Annotated in this window: 13 protein-coding genes; 3 read left to right on the forward strand and 10 right to left on the reverse strand. The window is 39.4% G+C overall.

Features of this window, described 5'->3' with window-relative positions; all coding sequences use genetic code 11:
- Positions 1 to 4 precede the first annotated feature (4 nt).
- Positions 5 to 2,194: an HD family phosphohydrolase gene (locus IGL24_RS09820; RefSeq protein WP_206856279.1), complete on the reverse strand. Its 2,190-nt coding sequence runs from the start codon at positions 2,192 to 2,194 to the stop codon at positions 5 to 7.
- Positions 2,195 to 2,215: 21 nt separating this feature from the next.
- Complete coding sequence (locus IGL24_RS09825) at positions 2,216 to 3,187, reverse strand: PhoH family protein (protein ID WP_207114925.1); 972 nt, start codon at positions 3,185 to 3,187, stop codon at positions 2,216 to 2,218.
- Positions 3,188 to 3,500: 313 nt separating this feature from the next.
- Between IGL24_RS09825 and IGL24_RS09830 the strand changes: the two genes are divergently transcribed.
- Entirely contained in the window at positions 3,501 to 4,817 is a 1,317-nt protein-coding gene (locus IGL24_RS09830; RefSeq protein ID WP_429966297.1) for an ISL3 family transposase, read from the forward strand.
- Positions 4,818 to 4,978: 161 nt separating this feature from the next.
- Here the strand turns inward: IGL24_RS09830 and IGL24_RS09835 are convergent, their stop codons facing one another.
- The 3 genes from IGL24_RS09835 to IGL24_RS09845 all read right to left on the reverse strand — a co-directional run bounded on the left by IGL24_RS09835 (position 4,979) and on the right by IGL24_RS09845 (position 6,221).
- Positions 4,979 to 5,425 carry a GatB/YqeY domain-containing protein gene (locus IGL24_RS09835; RefSeq protein ID WP_207114926.1) on the reverse strand — a complete coding sequence of 149 codons (447 nt, stop codon included), beginning with the start codon at positions 5,423 to 5,425 and terminating at the stop codon, positions 4,979 to 4,981.
- 26 nt (positions 5,426 to 5,451) lie between these two features.
- Complete coding sequence (gene rpsU / locus IGL24_RS09840) at positions 5,452 to 5,628, reverse strand: 30S ribosomal protein S21 (RefSeq protein WP_002356740.1); 177 nt, start codon at positions 5,626 to 5,628, stop codon at positions 5,452 to 5,454.
- Between the two features lie 164 nt (positions 5,629 to 5,792).
- Positions 5,793 to 6,221: a Fur family transcriptional regulator gene (locus IGL24_RS09845; protein ID WP_206856288.1), complete on the reverse strand. Its 429-nt coding sequence runs from the start codon at positions 6,219 to 6,221 to the stop codon at positions 5,793 to 5,795.
- Positions 6,222 to 6,312: 91 nt separating this feature from the next.
- Between IGL24_RS09845 and IGL24_RS09850 the strand changes: the two genes are divergently transcribed.
- Positions 6,313 to 7,170, forward strand: coding sequence for a pyruvate, water dikinase regulatory protein (locus IGL24_RS09850; RefSeq protein WP_206856290.1), 858 nt, complete (start codon positions 6,313 to 6,315; stop codon positions 7,168 to 7,170).
- Between the two features lie 78 nt (positions 7,171 to 7,248).
- On the opposite strand, the gene IGL24_RS09855 is transcribed toward IGL24_RS09850, so the two are convergent.
- The 5 genes from IGL24_RS09855 to IGL24_RS09875 all read right to left on the reverse strand — a co-directional run bounded on the left by IGL24_RS09855 (position 7,249) and on the right by IGL24_RS09875 (position 13,641).
- Complete coding sequence (locus IGL24_RS09855) at positions 7,249 to 7,548, reverse strand: ArsR/SmtB family transcription factor (RefSeq protein ID WP_206856292.1); 300 nt, start codon at positions 7,546 to 7,548, stop codon at positions 7,249 to 7,251.
- A 66-nt stretch (positions 7,549 to 7,614) separates the two neighbouring features.
- The gene (locus IGL24_RS09860) at positions 7,615 to 9,342 is read right to left on the reverse strand and encodes a phospho-sugar mutase (RefSeq protein ID WP_207700099.1); all 1,728 of its coding nucleotides are present in this window, start codon (positions 9,340 to 9,342) and stop codon (positions 7,615 to 7,617) included.
- 391 nt (positions 9,343 to 9,733) lie between these two features.
- Positions 9,734 to 10,660, reverse strand: coding sequence for a thioredoxin-disulfide reductase (trxB, locus tag IGL24_RS09865; RefSeq protein ID WP_206853733.1), 927 nt, complete (start codon positions 10,658 to 10,660; stop codon positions 9,734 to 9,736).
- A 144-nt stretch (positions 10,661 to 10,804) separates the two neighbouring features.
- Positions 10,805 to 12,238: a 6-phospho-beta-glucosidase gene (locus IGL24_RS09870; protein ID WP_206853731.1), complete on the reverse strand. Its 1,434-nt coding sequence runs from the start codon at positions 12,236 to 12,238 to the stop codon at positions 10,805 to 10,807.
- Positions 12,239 to 12,240: 2 nt separating this feature from the next.
- Positions 12,241 to 13,641, reverse strand: coding sequence for a 6-phospho-beta-glucosidase (locus IGL24_RS09875; protein ID WP_207700098.1), 1,401 nt, complete (start codon positions 13,639 to 13,641; stop codon positions 12,241 to 12,243).
- A gap of 308 nt (positions 13,642 to 13,949) precedes the next feature.
- Between IGL24_RS09875 and IGL24_RS09880 the strand changes: the two genes are divergently transcribed.
- Positions 13,950 to 14,855: a MurR/RpiR family transcriptional regulator gene (locus IGL24_RS09880; protein ID WP_207700097.1), complete on the forward strand. Its 906-nt coding sequence runs from the start codon at positions 13,950 to 13,952 to the stop codon at positions 14,853 to 14,855.
- The last annotated feature ends 116 nt before the right edge of the window (positions 14,856 to 14,971 follow it).

Consider the following 14,971-nt stretch of genomic DNA (forward strand, 5'->3'; position numbering starts at 1 on the left):
CTTGCTATTCTTTTTCTTGTTTCATTTTTTCTGCTTCAGATTTCATCTTAGGGTATTTGATCCTTGAATGGAAGGTACTGCTCAAGCCGCTAACAAGGGATTTTTCCACTTTGCGGATTTCTTTGAGTGTCAATCCACTGTCATCTAGCTGTCCATCAGAAATTCGTTCTTCAATCAAATTATGCACAAAAGCCTGGATTTTTTCGCTCGTCGGATGATCCATTGCTCGCACAGCGGCTTCGCAACTATCCGCAATATTGACGATCCCAGCTTCGCGGGTTTGTGGTCTTGGTCCAGGATAACGGAATTGTTCTTCCGTTACTTCCGGGTTACGTTCTTTTGCTTTGATGTAGAAATAACGCATCAAGGTCGTCCCATGATGTTGCTTGCAAATATCGATCACCATTTGTGGCATATCGTATTCTTCTAAAATTTTAGCGCCATCTGTCACATGCCCAAAAATAATCTGTTTACTATCTTCAGGAAGTAAAAAATTATGCGGATTTTCTGCGCCAGAAGGCAGGTTTTCGACGAAAAAGCTAGCATGTTTGATTTTGCCGATATCGTGGTAGTAACAAGCTACTCGGGTCAATAGTGACCGCCCGCCGATCTCAGCGACTGCATTCGCACTTAGATTTGCAACCATCATACTATGGTGGTAAGTGCCGGGTGCTTCTTCTAGTAATTGCTTCAACAATGGATGATTTGGATTACTCAATTCATTCAAAACGATCACACTGTCGTCATTTACCAATAATTCGATATATGGATGTAATCCGATCGTCAAGAGATAAGATAGGAATGCACCCATGAAACCACACACTAACGTCAACCAAGTCGTACCATCACTAAAACTCATTCCTTGATAAACCACTAGAACGACATCCATCAATAATGGAAAGACAACGACCCACATGATTGCTGGAAACCATTGTTCTGAAATCCGTTGACGCTTCAAGATCGCTGCTAAAAAGCCAGCAAAAAGATACGAGATCAAAATAACGGTCAAGAAATTCGTACCAATCGAATTATAAAAAATGAACAGCGCTGAAACTGCCTGGAATAACGCAGCCATGATACCTGCTCTTCGATTTAGGAAAAAGTTCAACACAAGCGGTACGAACGCCGCTGGATAAAGCAGCGGAATATAAGTTGCTTGTTCTGTTTGAAAGACTTGGAAAAATTTCATCAATAAAATACTGATGGACATGGCTGTCACATAAAAAAGAATATATTCTGTTCGTTTGAATAGATCTTTATATTGGAGTGAGTTGTAGAATAACACGCCAATTTGTAACAATACCGCTAAAATCATTGCGACAAGTGGAAAAATTGAGGTAGATTGACTCGTCAACCCTAGCAATTCTAACTTTTTCATCGCGGTTGCATCGATCTGGTTTCCTTCACGAACAATGATCTCCCCTTGGAAAATCATGACAGGTTGAATCGAATCTCGTGCCTCTTGCTTCAATTCTTCTGTCCGCTTCTCGTTTAGAATGTCATTGACAACGATTCCCTGATCCACTAAGTAACGGATCATTTCTTGTTGTTCAGCCGAAACATTCAAATATTGGATCTTCTCGTCTGCTTCTTGTTTGAAATTGTCCAGATCACTTTCTCGAACTTGCTTACTCATTTGTTCGTCGATCAATTTCAAGCTTTCATCACGAATCGTCGTGATCTCACTATCGGACATATCCATGATCGTTGAGTAAAAACTATTTGGTAATTTCTGATAGAATGCGACATCATCAGCATTTGAATTTTCAAATATTCGTTTCAAAGCTGCTATCCGTTCTTCTACGGTTGGTTTTGGTACATTTTCATCTTCTTTTGCCTTACTGACTTTCTCTTCGTATTGCTTGTCGATCGTGTCATTGGCACGCCTGATCAATACAAATAGTTGATTGATACGACGATCTTGTTCAGAAGCTAGATCACTTTGATAAGTGTATTCAGGTGTGACCGCTTCAGCAGCTAACTTCCTTTTTTGCTCTGTTTCTTCCGTGTTCTCAATCGTTTTATTGGCACGGATACTTTCTTCTGCTACTTGTCCTTCTCTAAAATCATTGGGCTTTTGTTTTACACTGCTAAACATTATCCCACACATCAAAATGAAGAAAAGCAATAAGAGAAATGGAGCAGCAGCTTTACCTAGTTTCGCTTGAAGGTGCTGCAATATTTTGTTCAACATGTGGTAATCCTCCTAAAAAAGCTATTCCTGATGAAGATCCGCTTTTTCATAAGCTTTGATGATTTCTGCCACGACAGGGTGACGAACGACATCGCTAGCTTCAAAATTCACAAAATCGATTTTTTTGATTTGTTTGAGTGTTCGTTCGGCATGGATCAATCCACTCATTGTCCCTTTTGGCAAATCGATCTGGCTCGTATCCCCATTGACGATCATTTTTGACTGATAACCAAGACGAGTCAAAAACATTTTCATTTGGGCAACCGTCGTATTTTGGGCCTCATCTAAAATGACAAAAGCATCATCTAAGGTTCTTCCACGCATATAGGCAAGTGGGGCAATTTCAATGATTCCTCGCTCCATCAAACGATTCGTATGATCTAATCCAAAAATTTGATACAAGGCATCATACACGGGACGTAAGTATGGGTCGACTTTCTCTTTTAAATCTCCTGGTAAGAAACCAAGATTCTCCCCTGCTTCAACGGCTGGACGAGTCAAAATGATTTTTTGGACTTCGCCTTTTTTCAACGCAGCAATGGCTAGTACGACAGCCAGAAATGTTTTTCCGGTGCCGGCTGGTCCTACACCAAAGACAACATCATGTTTTGCTACAGAATCGACGTATTTTTTTTGTCCGCTGTTTTTGACACGGATCGGTTTGCCGTTCCGGTCTTTGACGATTTCTTGTTCATACATCTCAACAAAATAATCCAGCGTCCCTTTTTGCGCCATTTTTAATGCTGTGACTACATCAGGCATACTGACATGGATTCCTCGTTTGATCAATTCTTGTAATGTTCGAATCACGGAAGCAGCCAAAGAAATATCGGTTTCGTCACCGATGATCTGGATGACTTCCCCTCTTGCATGGATCGTCGTTTCAGTTGTTTCTTCGATCAGTTTGATATGTTTATCATGTGATCCTAAAAGCATACTGACATCATCAGCAGCTGTTAATCTAATATCCAAAGAACTAGACTCTTCTGTCAAAAATAGACATCTCCTTTATTTCAAATCGTTCCTACCTATTCTACCATAATCACGAAAAACTATATAGCGAATAAAATGCGACGTTTTTACAAAAAGATGTTACAAATAAGAATCAACGATTGATCAAGCGGTCTAGACATTAAAATCAGTACTTTATTACTTAAAAAAATTTGGTTCTATAATATCTAGTGTTGGTGGAAAACAATTTTGTTTTCTGCTAACACTATTTTTTGTAAAAAAAGATAGTAAAAGAGATATCCAAATTGATAGAATTAAGTCGACCAAAACCAACTCATCAAGAAAGGATATCTCCATGGACTATCATACTAAAAAATTACTCGGTTTAACAGATGAAAATATCATTTTCCCTACAGATTGGCTTTCTGAAAAGAAAGAAGGAGGGATTACCTCCCATGTGATTCATGGTCGCTTAGATTACACTCCCTCTTGCTGTACAAGATGTGGGATTAAAAACGAAGGACAAGTAATTAAGTATGGTACTCACCAAACCACGATTCAATTACTGCCGATTCGTTCAAACAAAACTGTCTTAAGTCTTAAAAAAACTCGCTTTCTATGTAAAGAGTGTGGCGCAACTTTCTCCGCTGAAACTTCTTTAGTCGATCGAAATTGTTCGATTTCTGTCAACTTGAAACGAAAAATCATGGCAGAATTAGCGATCAACTCTAGTAGAAAAGACATTGCCATCCGGTACTTCGTATCGGATGTAACGATTTTACGCATCATGAAAGTAGCCGTGAAGAACGTGAAAGTCTGCTTTGACTACTTGCCTTCTGTTCTTTGCTTTGATGAATTTAAAGCGATGAAATCTTGTGTTGGGAAAATGAGCTTTATCTTCATGGATGGCCAAACCAATCAGATTCTAGGTCTTCTTGAAAGTCGTAAACTTGCTTATTTACGTACCTATTTCTCTCGCTACACCCGTCAAGCAAGAGAAAATGTCCAATATATCGTCATGGATATGAACGCTCCTTATTTTGAATTAGCGAAAAGTATTTTTCCCCATGCACAAATTATCACGGATCGCTTTCATATTATCCAACATATCCACCGGTCATTGAACCATTTACGGATTCAAATCATGAACACGTATCGCAAGATCGATCGCCTGAAGTACAAACGATTCAAACGTTTCTGGAAGTTGCTTCTAAAGGATTCTTATCTATTAAATAGCTCTCATTACCGTTATGATTATTCCTTTAAGCGACCAATGACTGAAAAAGCGATTGTCGATGAACTACTAAGCTATGATTCCACCTTGAAGCTGGCTTATGACACCTGCCAACTCCTTCTTTATCATTATAAACAAAAGGATACGAACTACTTTTTCGAAGTGGTGAACACCTTAGATACACAACTTCCTGAGTGGTTTCGTAAGAAGCTCACTTTCTTCAATAAATATAGAACAGGCATCGCGAATGCCTTTCAAACACCCTATAGTAACGGGGCGTTAGAAGGGACAAACAATAAAATCAAGGTGATCAAACGCGTTGCTTATGGTTACCGTAACTTTCTCCATTTTCGTGACCGAATTTACTTGATTCAAGGATTAGTTTTTCAAGACCAATCCAATACAAAAAAGAATCAATCTAAGCTTCTTTCTGCTTAGATTGATTCACGATGAAATTCTTTCAATTTGAACTCACCAACACTACTTGTCGAAGAGCCAAAAATTTATATGATAAGGAAAAAACTGTTTTATTGAGGATTTCTCATAGAAACACAAAAAAACTACGGACATTTTCATGTCCGTAGTTTCATTTGCTAAGATTAAGACTGCAATAGTTCTTTTACGATAGCATTGACTTGGTTTCCATCTGCTTTTCCTTTGACTTTAGGCATGATGACTCCCATGACTTTACCAAATTCTTTTACAGATGAAGCACCTGTTTGCGTGATCGCATCTTGAACAAGTTGTCGAATTTCTTCTTCAGAAAGTTGTTCTGGCATATACTTTTCGACTATCACAATTTCACTTTTCACTTTTTCAGCTAAATCGTCACGTCCAGCTTCCTCGAATTCATGCAAAGAATCACGGCGTTGTTTCATTTCGCGAGACAACACTGTTAGTTCTTCTTCTTCTGTCAAGTCGTGACCTTCTTTAATCTGCTCGTTTTGTATAGATGACTTGATCATACGAATCACCTGTAAAGATTCTTTATCTTTAGCTTTCATCGCTGTCTTCATGTCATCGTTCAATCTACTTAGTAGTGACACACTACCAACTCCAATTCATCAAAGAACTAGAATTTTTTGCGTTTTCTAGCTGCTTCAGATTTTTTCTTACGCTTTACACTTGGTTTTTCGTAGAATTCACGTTTACGAGATTCTTGTAAAGTACCCGCTTTTGACACGGAACGTTTGAAGCGACGAAGAGCATCGTCAAGTGATTCGTTTTTGCGAACGACTGTTTTTGACATATTAATTCCCTCCCTCCGAGCTTAAAAAGTAACCGTAATTGTTATTGAAATGTTAATCTCAAGAAACAAGACTGTTCTATAAACATTATAGCTAATGCAGTTTTGACCGTCAAGAGAATCTTATGTTTTTTTTAAATATTCAATTGTTATTTTATTGAAAATTATCATTGACAGCTCTCACAGCGACCAAATATTTCAAAACGATGCCCTTCAATGGTACATCCACTTAATTGCTCTTCGAAGTAATTCATTGGGCACATATGGATTTCTTTTGTCACACCACAAACGGTACAAATAAAGTGATGATGGTGTCCGATCTCGCCTTGGCAACAATGGAAACGGAATTTCATCTCTCCATTTAAATCGGTTTCTTCCAAAAGGTCCAACTCTGAAAAATCGTGCAAATTACGATAGATCGTGTCATAGCTGACCCCTTTAAATTCCTGACTCATATAATCAAAGACTTCCTTTGCAGAGACATACCGATTGCGTTTTATCAAATAAGCGAGCAATGCTTCCCGCTTTTTGGTGTATTTAAATCCGTTATTTTTCAATGTTTCTAAAGATTGTTCGATCAATGTTTGTTTATTCATGATTATCCCCCAAATCAAAATGATTACGAAGTATGGATACTTGAGTATGGTATAATAAACCTAAAAAAAAAGCAAGTGAGGTTTTTTATTTATGACTGCCGAATCAAACGAAGTCGTTACCTTCTTTGTCATTTCAGACTCCGCAGGTGAAACAGCGACAAAATTAGCCCAAGCCACGATGGCGCAATACCCGTCGATCGAATTTAGTTTATTTCGACGAACTTTTGTGACAGACCCGGATACGTTACAGCGTGCGCTAACGGATGCCTTGGCAGAAAAAGCGTTAGTGCTTCATACTTTGATCAATCAAGAATTAGTCGACCTGACCAATGAGTTTTGTCAAAAAAACAAGTTATACAGCTTTGATGTATTGACACCTCCGATTGCCGAGATCGAGCGCTTGACTGGCATCAAACCGACACGTCAACCGGGAGCACTTCATCTCTTGAATGAAAATTATTTCAAGCGTATCAAAGCAATGGAATTTGCAGTGAAATACGATGATGGCAAAGATCCTCGTGGTTTTTTAGAAGCCGATGTCGTCTTACTTGGTGTATCTAGAACTTCTAAAACACCATTAAGTTTGTTTTTAGCCAATAAGAATCTAAAAGTTGCGAATCTACCGCTGATTCCACAAGCACATATCCCTAAACAGTTGTGGGAAATCGATCCGAAAAAAATTGTTGGTTTAACAAATAATCCAGATATTTTAAATAACATTCGTAAAGAACGGATGCGTTCGTATGGTCTTAACCCGGATACTGCTTATTCAGATATTGAAAAAATTCGTGCAGAGCTGGAATTTGCCAATGAACTTTATGAGAAATTAGGTTGTGTGGTCATCAACGTTGCCTCTCTTTCTATTGAAGAAACGGCTTCATTGATATTAAACGAGTTGGAATTGGAAGACCATAGCTATTACGGTACGGAAACATCTGAAGAAAAATAGTTCAACTCTCTTTAGATGATAAAAACAGGATTTGAATCCGCTGATGCGTGGATCAAATCCTGTTTTTCGTCTATCAAGTTAATTTTTTTGATGCGCTACATGCTTGATCGTTTGCTCTAAAATATCCAAAACGTGGAAGTCATCTAGACTATAAAGGATCGTTTTCCCTTCACGTCGGGATTTCACCACATGATTTTCACGCAGTAAACGTAACTGATGGGAAACAGCCGATTGTTCCATTTGAACTGCTTGACTGATCGACGTAACATTCTTTTCACCATCTTTTAGATAAAGTAAAATATTCAAACGTGTCGGATCACTTAATACTTTGAATAGTTGACTCACTTTATCTACTTGTATGTGTTGATTGATTGCCAACAGCTTCACCTCCGTCAAAAAGACTGACTACTAAAGTGTACCACTTTTTTCGTCAGTCTCAACTATTTATTCTTCTGTCATTGATTTGATGCTGGCTTCAAACGCAGAGATTTTTTCTTGGGCTGCTTCATTTGAATCACCTTTGACACCAATATAAAATTTGATTTTTGGTTCAGTTCCAGAAGGACGGATCGCAATCCAACCATCTTCCTCCAATGTGTATTTCAAGACATCTGAAGGTGGTGTCGTCAATTTTTCTGTCTGGCCATTTGCATCTGTTCTTGTTTGTGCTTTGAAATCTTCTGTTTGTAAGACTTTTGCTCCGGCAAATTCAGTTGGTGCATCGTTTCTGAATTTCTCCATCAATTGGGCGATTTTCGCTGAACCTTCTTGGCCACTCATCGTAACTGAGATTGTTTTTTCTGCATAGTAGCCATAAGTTTCAAAAATCGATTGTAAGCCGTCATAAAGCGTCTTATCTTGTTTTTTATAAAATGCTGCAACTTCGGCTAATAATAATAGCGCTTGGATCGCATCTTTGTCGCGAACGAATGGTTTGACCAAATAGCCGTAGCTTTCTTCAAAACCAAACATAAATGTATGGGAGTCTGTCTCTTCAAATTGTTGGATTTTTTCAGCAATAAATTTGAAGCCAGTCAAGACGTTCATCATTTCTGCCCCGTAATGTTTGGCGATCGCTGTTGGCAATTCACTTGAAACGATCGATTTCAAGACTGCTGCATTTTCTGGTAACGTTCCTTTTTCTTGATGTGCTTCCAAAATATATTGAACGAGCAATGCACCGATTTGATTTCCTGTCAGCACTTTATACGAACCATCTGGCAAGCGCACAGCTGCACCTAGTCGATCGGCATCCGGATCAGTAGCGATCAGTAGGTCTGCGCCTTCTTTTTCGCCTAGACGGATCGCATATTCAAAAGCAGAGTGTTCTTCTGGATTTGGTGATTTGACGGTAGTGAAATCTGGGTCAGCGACCGCTTGTTCAGGAACCAAAACGAATTGTTCAAAGCCTGCTTGAGTCAACGCACGCTCGCCTAACATTTTGCCTGTACCATGTAACGGTGTGAAGACTAGCTTCAACTCTTTCCCTAATGTTTCTACTAATTCATGATTGATCGTCACTGCTTTGATTTCTTCCAAGTATGCTTGATCGATTTCTTCGCCGATGATCGTGATCAAATCACTATTTTTTGCTTGTTCTTCCGCTAAAACTTCCACTTTCAATGGATTACTTACGTTGCGGACATATTTTGTCAATGCGTCTGCATCAGCAGGTGGCATTTGTCCACCGTCTTCGCCATAGACTTTATAACCGTTATATGCCGCAGGATTATGAGAAGCTGTAACCATGATCCCTGCAAACGCGTTAAGATGACGAACTGCAAAAGAAAGCTCTGGTGTTGGACGTAAGCTTTCAAACACAAAAGATGGAATCCCATGTTGTGCTAAAGTTTTCGCCGCTTCCATCGCAAATTCTGGCGATTGATGGCGTGAATCATAAGCAATTGCCACACCACGTTTTTTGGTTTCTGTTCCTTGTTCATCCATAAATTGCGCAAGTCCTTCTGTGGCTTGACGTACTGTATAGATGTTCATTCGATTGATACCAGGACCTAAGATCCCGCGCATTCCTGCTGTTCCAAATTCCAAAGGTGCGTAGAACGCATCTTCTAATTTTTCAGGATTTTCACTTAATTCTTTTAATTGTTTTTTTAAATTTTCTTCTAATGATTCTTCAGTTGCCCATTGCTCGTAAACTTGTTTCCAAGACATGAAGCTGACACCTCTTTCTAAAAATATGTTCCTTTCTAAGTATAGCATTCTCTTTTTAGATAGCAAAGCATAAGAAAAGGTTGTGAAAGAAGCGTTCTGCACTAAGGCACAAGAGAAAAAAATCGAAAATGGCTTTTTCATTTTTGATTTTTTTCTCTTGTGTCCGAAGTGTTGCTTCTTGAACACCGTTTATCTAGGTTGTGAAAGAAGCGCTTTGCCCGGAACACATTTTGTCTGGGAGGTAAAAAAATAAGCCTTGCCAGCCGAGAATAGTTTTACCTATCTCGGTCATGGTATGGCTTATCTGCAAAGGTGTTACTTTGGGAACACCTTTTATTCCGTTTTAAAGTTAGAAACAAAAATGAATTTTATTTTTGTTCCAGACACCTTATTACGCTTTTGTTTCTTCTAAAGATTCCAAGTATTTATAAACTTGTTGTCCGGCAATCCCACCATCACCAACTGCTGTGGTGATTTGGCGTAAGTCTTTTTCTCTTACATCGCCAATAGCAAAGACACCAGGCATATTCGTGCGCATGTCTTGATCAGTTGGTATCCAGCCTGCATCATTTGTTAGTCCCGCTTTACGGAAAGGTTCTGTCAATGGATCTAACCCAACGTAAATGAACACGCCATCTGCTGCTAACTCGATTGGTTCACCAGTTTTTGCATTGTGGCCTTTGACACCAGTCACGACCATCTCATTACCGATGATTTCATCAGTGATCGTATCCCAAACAAAAGAGATTTTTTCATTGGCAAATGCACGATCTTGAATGATCTTTTGCGCTCTTAATTCGTCACGACGGTGAACAACGATGACTTCTGAAGCAAATTGTGTCAAATATACCGCTTCTTCTACAGCAGAATCGCCACCACCGATCACAACTAATCGTTTGTTACGGAAAAAGGCTCCGTCACAAACCGCACAGTAAGATACACCACGTCCGGCATATTCTTCTTCGCCTGGTACACCTAGTTTACGATGGATACAACCAGTTGCGATGATCACTGTTTTCGCTTCATAGCTTTTGTCTTCACAAATGACTTCTTTGTAATTGCCATGATCTTTGATATCTTGGACGATACCATAGATGTTTTCGGTACCAAATCGTGAAACACCTTCATACATTTTATAAGCAAGATCTGGACCCATGATCGAGTCAAATCCAGGATAGTTTTCGACTTCTGCGGTATTGTTCATTTGTCCGCCAGGTGCCCCTTGTTCGATCATTGCTACAGATAAGTTTGATCTTGAAGCATATAAAGCAGCTGTCATTCCAGCAGGGCCTGCGCCAATTACGATTACATCATACATATGTAGATTCCTCCGTTTTAAAAATCAAGTAAGCTTACTTTACAGCCAATCACATAAAAAGTCTATTGTTCTGCCTACGAGTCTCGAATAGATATATTATACTCGAAATCGATAGACAAAAACAATAGACTTTAACATTACATCTTATTCGTTCGCCAGGTTTTCTCCATTTGAGGCAATCACTTGTTTGTACCAATCAAATGATTTTTTCTTTGTTCGTTTCAATGTACCATTGCCTTCATTGTCACGATCAACATAGATAAAGCCGTAGCGTTTTTTCATTTCACCAGTTCCAGCAGAAACTAGATCGATACAACCCCAAGTCGTGTACCCTAAAAGATCGACACCATCAAGTTCAACTGCATCTTTCATCGCTTGGATGTGTGAAGCAAGATAAGAAATGCGGTAGTCATCGACAACATAACCATTCTCATCTGGAGTATCCACAGCACCTAACCCATTTTCGACAATAAACAATGGTTTTTGATAACGATCGTAAATATCGTTCAATGTTACACGCAACCCTAGTGGATCAATTTGCCAGCCCCATTCACTTGCTTCTAAATAAGGATTTTTCGTTGATTCAAAAATATTTCCGGCTGTTTGTTCGAGTAGTTTAGGATCTGTTGTTGAGACCCGAGAAGAATAATAAGAGAACGAAATGAAATCAACCGTATGTTGTTTCAATAATTCTAAATCTCCTGGTTCCATCTTGATCTCGATTCCTTGTCGCTCCATTTCTTTTAGCGCATACGCAGGATATTCCCCTCTTGATTGTACATCGATAAAGAAATAGTTTTCACGATCTGCTTGGCGTGATGCCCAGACATCTTCTGGTTTGCATGAGTAAGGATAATAAGCTCCCGCCGCTAACATACAACCGACTTTATTTTCAGGGTCAACTTCATGAGCAATCTTTGTGGCGATCGCACTCGCTAGCAATTCATGATGGGCAGCTTGATATTTGATTTGTTCGACGTTATCGCCTTCTTCAAAATACAAGCCAGCGCCCATAAATGGTGCATGTAAGATCATGTTGATCTCATTGAACGTCAACCAGTATTTCACTAATCCTTTGTAACGGTTAAAAATCACGTGACAAAGATTTTCATAAAAACCAACTAATTCTCTTGAACGCCATGCGCCATATTCTTTGATCAAATGCATTGGACAATCAAAGTGTGTGATGGTGACTAATGGTTCGATCCCATATTTCTGACATTCTTTAAAGACATCTTCATAGAATTTCAAACCTTCTTCATTCGGCTCTTTCTCATCACCCATTGGAAAAATTCGGCTCCACGCAATCGATAGACGATACGTTTTAAAGCCCATTTCTGCAAAAAGAGCGATATCTTCTTTGTAACGATGATACATATCGATTGCTTCTTTTGCTGGATAAAAATGTTCATCATCAAATTCAAACATCTTTTGTTGCCCAGTGATCACCGGAAAACGATCTGGACCGATTGGCACGACGTCTACATTCGCTAAACCACGCCCACCTTCATCGTATCCTCCTTCACATTGATTGGCAGCTGTTGCGCCACCCCATAAAAAGTCTTTTCTAAATCCCATCGTTACACTTCCTCCACTACACGTTTTTCTGACAATTCTCTTGCCAGTTCATCTTGTACTTCGATACCTTCTGCAATCAAGCGATCGATTGCTTCTTTAAATTGTGGCAAATACTCTTGGTGAGCAATAAACAACTCATCCATCATACGTTTTGCTGTTGCGCCAGAACGAACCAACGGATTGATCGTAAAGGCTTGTAATGCCGTGCCATAATCACCTGTGACAGCAGCTTCGATCGTCAGCAATTCCATGTTTTTCATCACTTGTAACCAGCCACGTTCAGCTGGTGGTAATGATCCAAATGCAACATTTCTTGCTCCTTGCGCTCCTACATAGGCTGTTACTTCGACTACACAGTCCGCTGGTAGATCAGGAACCGCGCCATTGTTTTTCGTTGAGACCACGATTTGGGTTTCTTTATTGCCGTAAATCGAAGCAATCGTTTCACATGCCGCATCCGAATAATAGGCACCGCCTCGTTGTTGTAATTGTTCTGGTTTGTGATCAAGTTGTGGGTCTTTGTAAAGTTCAAACAACTCTGCTTCTGTTTGTTTGACTTGCTGTGCCCGAGTGCCGATCGTGCGGTATTCTTCTAACGCATGAGCCAACATTTCTTCTTCACGATAGTAATAGCGGTGATACCCACAAGGAATCATTTGCATTTGGTCAAGTTGCTCTCTGAAAAATGGTACATCAAAAATATTTTTTGGTAATCCATTATCTTCGGCATAAAGTTGTTCGATCAGATCTCCTGTCCGATCATTTCCATTGGCATCCGCTACTTTGTGCCAATGGAAATGGTTTAGTCCAGCAAATTTATAGATCAAATCTTCTTTCTTTTCACTGATCATCACCGGTTCTGTCATCATCGCCATGACTGGAACATTGCATAAACCAATGACTTTATCCCATTTTCCACAACGAACGACTGCTTCAGTCACCATACCACTTGGATTGGCAAAGTTGATCAACCAAGCATTCGGACAAAGACGTTTCATATCTTCTACGACTGCTAAAATGATCGGGATCGTACGAAACGCTTTGAACATGCCGCCAGCACCATTCGTTTCTTGTCCCAACATGCCGTAATAAGCAGGAATACGTTCATCTTTCACACGAGCATCTAACTGACCGACGCGAAATTGTGTGGTGACAAAGTCAGCATCTTTCAACGCTTCTTCACGATCTAACGTTGCGTAGATTTTCACGTCGTAAGGAGAAGCATCCCACATCCGTTGAGCCATTTCACTGACGATCGCTAATTTTTCACGACCAGCTTCAACATCAACTAACCAGATCTCACGAATCGGTAATTCATCGTAACGTTTGATAAATCCTTCCATTAACTCTGGTGTGTAGCTACTTCCGCCACCAATTGTCGCAATCTTGATTCCTTGATTCATATCCTCACTCCTTCTTCTTTTTTACAACTCTATTATCATTTTTGTAAATAAAAGACACAATACTTTTTAATTACTTTGCATATTCATTTACAAAATGAGCGATTATCTTGCGATTATTTGTAAATTTATTGCGCATAACAGAATACTGATCTACGGAGAAAATATTTGATTAACCAACATTTTATATTACATAACCTCAAAAGATAGACTCTTAAATTAGGGGATTCCTTTTATTGACACACCGAATAATACCGTTTACAATTATTTTACATATTTTTCATAAAAAACGTAAAAAAGAGGATAAAATCATGCTATTAAAGGAAAAGCTCAAACAAATCAACTTCTCACCTTCAGAAAGTGAAGTTATTCGCTTTCTTCAAACAAATGAAACAACGTTAGCCGATCAAACAATTCAACAAATTGCAACGACTTGTTACGTCCATCCTTCTACGTTGATTCGGATCGCTAAAAAAATGGGGTTTCACGGGTGGGTCGATTTTAGAGATGCGTTCATTGCCGAAACCGAATACCTTCAAGGGAATTTTCAAGAAGTAGATGCCAACCTCCCTTTTTCCGAAAATGAGGGAATCATGACGATCGCCAATCGAATTGCATCCCTTGAACGAATGACGATCCAAGACACCTTATCGTTGTTGTTGCATGATGATCTCCAACAAGCCAAACAGCTTTTGTTACGTTCCAATAAGATTGTTTTATTTTCTAGTGATACCAACACACTGATCGCTCAATCATTCAAATTGAAGATGAATCGCATCAAGCAGGAAGTGACCATTGTTCCGACTTCTGGCGAGTCTTATTATGACGCCTACAATTGTCAGCCTGAGAACTGTGCGATCTTGATCTCTTATACTGGTGAAAATCAGATGATGTTGCGGACTGCTGAAATATTGAAGGAAAAGCATGTGCCGATTTTATCGTTGACAAGCATTGGTGAGTCGAGCTTATCAACAGCAAGTGACGTCGTGCTGCGGTTGACCACACGAGAACGGTTGTACTCAAAGATCAGTAGTTTCACGATCAATACGTCGATTTCCTATTTGTTGGATGTTCTGTATAGTTGTGTCTTCGCTGAACACTACCGCGAAAACCTCGATTATTTGATTGAAGTCGGTCAAAAAGTCGACACCCGCCAAATCAGCTCGTCGATCATGAAAGAAGAACTCTTCACTGATCCACTCGAGCCAGGTGATTAGGTCGTGTGCCAAGCTGAAAAGCAACTCCTTTAGCAACGAATAAATGACTTCCTCAGAAAAAACCGTAACATCCAAATCATGAGGGAGTTCCTCGGATGTTACGGCTTAATTCTCGG

The sequence above is a fragment of the Enterococcus sp. DIV2371 genome, assembly GCF_050498525.1.
GTDB lineage: Bacteria > Bacillota > Bacilli > Lactobacillales > Enterococcaceae > Enterococcus_B > Enterococcus_B mangumiae.

Bases quoted from the DNA above. Each gene is read 5' to 3' on its own strand.
- IGL24_RS09820 (WP_206856279.1), bottom strand. From the start codon at position 2,194: ATGTTGAACAAAATATTGCAGCACCTTCAAGCGAAACTAGGTAAAGCT.
- IGL24_RS09830 (WP_429966297.1), top strand. From the start codon at position 3,501: ATGGACTATCATACTAAAAAATTACTCGGTTTAACAGATGAAAATATC.
- rpsU (WP_002356740.1), bottom strand. From the start codon at position 5,628: ATGTCAAAAACAGTCGTTCGCAAAAACGAATCACTTGACGATGCTCTT.
- IGL24_RS09845 (WP_206856288.1), bottom strand. From the start codon at position 6,221: ATGAATAAACAAACATTGATCGAACAATCTTTAGAAACATTGAAAAAT.
- IGL24_RS09850 (WP_206856290.1), top strand. From the start codon at position 6,313: ATGACTGCCGAATCAAACGAAGTCGTTACCTTCTTTGTCATTTCAGAC.
- IGL24_RS09860 (WP_207700099.1), bottom strand. From the start codon at position 9,342: ATGTCTTGGAAACAAGTTTACGAGCAATGGGCAACTGAAGAATCATTA.
- trxB (WP_206853733.1), bottom strand. From the start codon at position 10,660: ATGTATGATGTAATCGTAATTGGCGCAGGCCCTGCTGGAATGACAGCT.
- IGL24_RS09870 (WP_206853731.1), bottom strand. From the start codon at position 12,238: ATGGGATTTAGAAAAGACTTTTTATGGGGTGGCGCAACAGCTGCCAAT.
- IGL24_RS09875 (WP_207700098.1), bottom strand. From the start codon at position 13,641: ATGAATCAAGGAATCAAGATTGCGACAATTGGTGGCGGAAGTAGCTAC.
- IGL24_RS09880 (WP_207700097.1), top strand. From the start codon at position 13,950: ATGCTATTAAAGGAAAAGCTCAAACAAATCAACTTCTCACCTTCAGAA.